We start from the raw sequence: 2,400 nt of genomic DNA, 5'->3' as shown, positions 1-2,400 counted from the left end.
GGTGGTAGCACTGGGGCAGTTGAGCGTGCTGGCGCCCGGCAACGGCTACCGGCTTGACAAGACGATCCGGTACACCACGCCGGCATCGTGGGGGCCGATCTCGGGCAGCATGCTTTACGCGTTTGGTTCCCCAGGGAGCAACGTGCAGAAGAGCGACTTCGGTGCACACCTGATGTATGGCACGCCTTCGCTCACGCTGGTGGCCGGTTACAACCGCGAAGACAACCCGTGGGATGCCTCAGGCTCGATGATCAACGCCGTGGCGGCCGGTACACCACGCCCGCCTATCGCCAGCCCCGCCTACCTGAACGACTGGAAGCGCGAGACCTGGATGCTCGGCGCCAACTACACAATCGATAAGCTCAACCTGTACGCCGGCTACTCGCATGACAGCGATCGCCCCTCTTCCGGCACCGCGCGACGCGCCTACACCACGCACCTGTACTGGGCCGGTGCCGCTTACTGGCTGACCAGCAATGCGGATGTTCGCGTCGGCTTCTACAAGCTGCGCGTGGAAGACACCAACATCCACCCGTATCTGGTGGGCGCGCAGCTCGACTATTACCTGTCTAAGAACGTGGATGTGTACCTGCTTGGCGCGTTTGTCCATAACCAGGGCGGCGCGGGCACGAGTTATCCGGTGGTGGCGTTTGGCACGTCGGCGGCGGCCTCGGCGTATGGCGCCAATACGCTGGCGCAGTCGCTCGGCACCACCAGCAGCGTCACGCCTGGCACCAATCAGTTTCAGGCGGCGGTGGGCGTGCGTTACCGCTTTTAACCCCCGGAGGCACGCGACATGACAACCCTTCGCCACAACCTGGTCGGCGCAGCCGTCGGCAACTTCTTCGAATGGCTCGACTTCACCCTGTACGGCTACTTTGCGCTGGCCATTGCACGCAACTTCTTTCCAGCAGGCAACGAGGTGCTTTCTACGCTGGCCGCCGTCACCGCGTTCGCCGCCGGCTTTGTCGTGCGTCCGTTCGGCGCCTGGTGCATCGGTCGCTACGCTGACCGGCGCGGTCGCAAAGCCGCCATGGTGGCTACCGTCCTGCTGATGGGCGCGGGCACGTTGCTGATTGCCATCGCCCCACCCTACAAGACCGCCGGGTTTCTGGGGACCGCCATGGTGGTCATCGGCAGGTTGTTGTCCGGCTTTGCCGCTTCGGGCGAAAGCGGGGCCGCCGGCGCGCTGGTAATCGAGTCCTGCCCGCCGCACCAGCGCGGCTGGTATGGCGCCGTGTTCAGCGCCTCCACCTACCTGGCGCTGGCAGCGGGGTCTGGGGTGGCCCTGCTGGTGTTCGGCACACTGGGTGTGGAGCGCACGCTGGACTGGGGCTGGCGCATCGGCTTTGTGGTGGGATTGTGCGTGATTCCGGTGGGGGCCTACCTGCGCCGGCATATGAACGAAAGCCTGCACGCGGGCGCCATGCACACCGGCGGCACGGAAGCTCGCACGCTGCCCGCCCGTGTGCTGGCAGCGCAGATCGTCATGGTGTCGGCATTGACGGGCTTCGGCTCGGCGGTGGTCTACCTCGCCATCGTCTTCATGCCGGCATTTGCCACGCAGGCGCTCAAGATCGGGCAGACCACCGGGGCCATCGGGTCAACGCTGGCGGCGCTCGCCATCATTGCCGGTTCGCTCATCGGCGGGCCCTGGTCTGACCGGCGTGGCCGCAGCGGCATCATGTTGTTCGGCATCGTGCTGGCGCTGGGGATCGGCACACCGCTGTATGAACATCTGCTCGTCAGCCCCACGCCCGGGGCGCTTTTTGCCTTCCAGGGGGCGTGCGCGTTTGGGTTCGGCCTGTTCCTGGGCGGCAGCTTTCCATTCTTTGCCGAGCGTTTTCCCCCGGGGCAGCGCGCGCTGGGCATTGGCCTGGGCTACAACATCGGCGTGATGCTGTTTGGCGCAGCGTCTCCCGTGGTGTCCACCTATGCGCTGTCGCAAGGCATTGTCCGGGCGCCGCTTTATTACCTGCTGGCTGCGGCTGTGGTGTCGGTGGTGGCCATCCTTTGCATGCGCAAGCCGCCGGTGTGGCAGCGCCCGTTGATCGCGTAGACTGGCGGGCAGTCCAAGCATCGAGCTGTATCCCATGGCCACCACCGCAGCACCGCGCAAGAAGCGCATCGACACACCGTTCACGCCCAGCGAATCCGCCGTCAAATCACTGGATGCGGCGGTGCGCTATGTGCTCGACAACGGTATCGGCGACATGTCGTTGCGGCGCGTGGCCGAGGCCATCGGCACCAGCCACCGCATGCTGATCTACCACTTCGGCTCTGCCGATGAATTCTGGGAGATCGTGCTGCGCGAGATCCGCCACCGCGAGCAGCTTGCCCGCGTGCGCATTCAGAATGACGCCGACAACCCCGTGACCGCCATTGAAGCTGCATGGGACC

The 2,400-nt window shown here is 65.4% G+C and carries 3 protein-coding genes; all 3 read left to right on the top strand.

The window, feature by feature from the left end; translation table 11 throughout:
• The coding region (locus tag JHD73_RS27505; protein ID WP_199033297.1) for a porin at positions 1 to 778 on the top strand (778 nt) is incomplete at its 5' end.
• An 18-nt stretch (positions 779 to 796) separates the two neighbouring features.
• A complete protein-coding gene (locus JHD73_RS27500; protein WP_199033296.1) occupies positions 797 to 2,059 on the top strand; it encodes an MFS transporter in 1,263 nt (420 codons plus the stop codon).
• Positions 2,060 to 2,093: 34 nt separating this feature from the next.
• The coding region (locus JHD73_RS27495) for a TetR/AcrR family transcriptional regulator (protein WP_199033295.1) at positions 2,094 to 2,400 on the top strand (307 nt) is incomplete at its 3' end.

It is taken from the genome of Ralstonia sp. ASV6 (assembly GCF_016429285.1).
In the GTDB taxonomy this organism is placed as follows: domain Bacteria; phylum Pseudomonadota; class Gammaproteobacteria; order Burkholderiales; family Burkholderiaceae; genus Ralstonia; species Ralstonia flaminis.
The sequence above is the reverse complement of the archived record's forward strand: the minus strand, read 5'-3'. Positions and strand labels throughout refer to the sequence as shown.

What these genes read in the sequence shown, in the direction of transcription:
- JHD73_RS27500 (WP_199033296.1), top strand. Translation starts at nt 797, where the DNA reads ATGACAACCCTTCGCCACAACCTGGTCGGCGCAGCCGTCGGCAACTTC.